The organism is Ideonella azotifigens, assembly GCF_006519715.1.
GTDB lineage: Bacteria > Pseudomonadota > Gammaproteobacteria > Burkholderiales > Burkholderiaceae_C > Ideonella > Ideonella azotifigens.
In genome coordinates this window covers 1-2524 of record NZ_VIDT01000739.1, presented here as the reverse complement: position 1 = coordinate 2524, position 2524 = coordinate 1, and the positions used below count along the sequence as shown (strand labels likewise).

1 protein-coding gene and 1 pseudogene are annotated in these 2524 nt (G+C 69.3%); both read right to left on the bottom strand.

What is annotated here, in order from left to right; all coding sequences use genetic code 11:
- Positions 1-2176, bottom strand: a 2176-nt coding sequence (gene glgB, locus FKP22_RS27030; RefSeq protein ID WP_141291051.1) for a 1,4-alpha-glucan branching protein GlgB, incomplete at its 3' end; no start/stop codon positions are given.
- 82 nt (positions 2177-2258) lie between these two features.
- Positions 2259-2524 (bottom strand): annotated as a pseudogene (locus tag FKP22_RS27025) (DUF3459 domain-containing protein); the annotation flags it as partial.

Below are 2524 nucleotides of genomic sequence, written 5' to 3'. Positions count from 1 at the left end.
CGGCTTCGGCCTGCAGCGGCCCGGGCGACACGCCGCTGCCGCCGTAGGCCGCGTCATCGGTGTTCAGCAGCGATTCCCACTGGCCGCCCTGCGGCAGGCCAATGCGGTAGCCATGGCGCACCTCGGGTGTGAAGTGGCTGACGACAACCACCGGCGGTGCATCACCGCCGGCCTTGCGCACAAAGGCCAGCACCGAGCTGGCGGCATCGTCATGGCGCAGCCACTCGAAGCCGTCGCCGGACACGTCGCGCTGGTACAGCGCCGGGTGGTGGCGCAACACCAGGTTCAGGTCGCGCACCAGGCGCTGCAGGCCGGCATGCGGCTCGCGCTCCAGCAGCGGCCAGTCCAGCTGGGCTTCGGCGTTCCACTCGCCCCACTGGCCGATCTCGTTGCCCATGAAGAGCAGCTTCTTGCCAGGGTGGCCCCACATGTAGCCGTAGGCCGCACGCAGGTTGGCAAAGCGGCGCCAATCGTTGCCCGGCATCTTGCGCAGCAGCGAGCCTTTGCCGTGCACCACTTCGTCGTGCGAGAGCGGCAGCATGAAGTTTTCGCTGAAGGCATAGACCAGCGAGAAGCGCAGCTCGTCCTGGTGGAAGCTGCGGTGCACCGGGTCGCGCGCCAGGTAGCGCAGCGTGTCGTTCATCCAGCCCATGTTCCACTTGTAGTGGAAGCCCAGGCCGCCGGATTCGCAGTCGTCAGACGGCGGGCGGCTGACGCCGGCAAACGAGGTGGACTCCTCGGCGATCATGATGGCCTCGGGCCGCTCGATGCCGATGGCCCGGTTCATGCGCCGCAGGAAGGAGATGGCTTCCAGGTTCTCGCGGCCGCCGTGCTGGTTCGGAATCCACTCGCCTTCCTTGCGGCTGTAGTCGCGGTAAAGCATCGAGGCCACCGCGTCCACCCGCAACCCGTCGATGCCGAAGCGCTCGATCCAGTACAGCGCGTTGCCGATCAGGAAGTTGCGCACCTCGCGGCGGCCGTAGTTGTAGATCAGCGTCTGCCAGTCGGGGTGGAAACCCTCGCGCGGGTCGGCGTGTTCGTAGAGATGGGTGCCGTCGAACTGGGCCAAGCCGTGTTCGTCGGTCGGGAAATGGGCCGGCACCCAGTCGAGGATCACGCCCAGGCCGGCAGCGTGGGCGGTGTCGACAAAGTGCTTGAAGTCTTCCGGCGACCCAAAGCGCGAGGTGGGCGCAAACAGGCCGGTGGGCTGGTAGCCCCACGAGCCATCGAACGGGTGCTCCTGCACCGGCAGCAGCTCGATGTGGGTGAAGCCCATGTCGCGCACGTAGGGCACCAGCTGCGCGGCCAGTTCGCGGTAGCTCAGCCAGCGGTTGTCCGGCCCGCGGCGCCACGAGCCCAGGTGCGCTTCATAGATGCTGATGGGCGCGTCCAGCGCGTTGGCACGGCGGCGCAGCGGGCTGCTGGCCACGCCGGCAGGCAGCCGCTGCACGATGGAGGCGGTGCTGGGCCGCAGCTCGGCACGGTTGGCGTATGGGTCGGACTTCAGGCGCAGCCGACCGTCGGCCCCCACCAGTTCGAAGCGGTACAGGTCGCCCTCGGCCACGTGCGGGATGAAGATCTCCCACACGCCGCTGGCAGGGTGCAGCCGCATCGCGTGGCGCCGACCATCCCAGCTGTTGAAGCTGCCGACCACCGAGACCCGCCGCGCCGACGGCGCCCAGACGGCGAAGCGCACCCCCCCTACGCCGCCGACGTCCAGCGGATGCGCGCCCAGCGCCTCGTAAGGCCGCAGGTGCGTGCCTTCTGACAGCAGCCAGAGGTCCGTCTCGCGCAGCTGCGAGCCAAAGCGGTAGGCGTCGTCGAGCCGCGACTGGTGCGTGCCCCAGTCGATCTGCAGGCGGTAGTCGGGCGCGGTTTCGGACGCGGGCAGCACGCCGCACCACAGGTCGCTGCCGGTCACGCAGCGCAAGGGCGCAAGCAATGCGCCCTTGGGTGTCACGGCGCTGACCTGGACGGCGCCGGGCAACAGCACCCGCAGCGCCCAGCCTGGCGATGCATCGGCCAGGCGATGCGGGCCGAGCACGGCAAACGGGTCGGCCGATTCGGCGCGCTGCAGCGCGGCAACGAGGTCAGCCGAAGGGGCGCCGGGGAAAGCGCCGAGTGAGGGGCCGGGCTGGGCGCCGGGCTGGGCATCTGGCACGGGTAAAGCGGTCATGCGCGGCGGCAACAGTCCTGTGCAGAAGTGAGGGCCAATCTACCGCAATACGCGGCAACCGGGCAGGGATGTTTGGATGGCCTCAAGCGGCAGTGACAGCAATCGCCGCGCCATGCGCCGGCAACAGCCAGCAGCGGCCGCCGGCGCAGTGCGCATCGCCTGAAGCTTCCAACAGTTCCGCAGGGGCAATGGGTGTGCCGTTGACGGGTAGCAGCATGCCAAGCTTGGCCGGCAACGGCAGGCTGACTGGCGTGTCGCCCAGATTGAAGGCCAGCACCAGCGCCGGGCCGGCACCCCGCGCGCGCTCGAACAGCAGCACCGGCTCGGCCGCGTCATGGAAGCGGATGC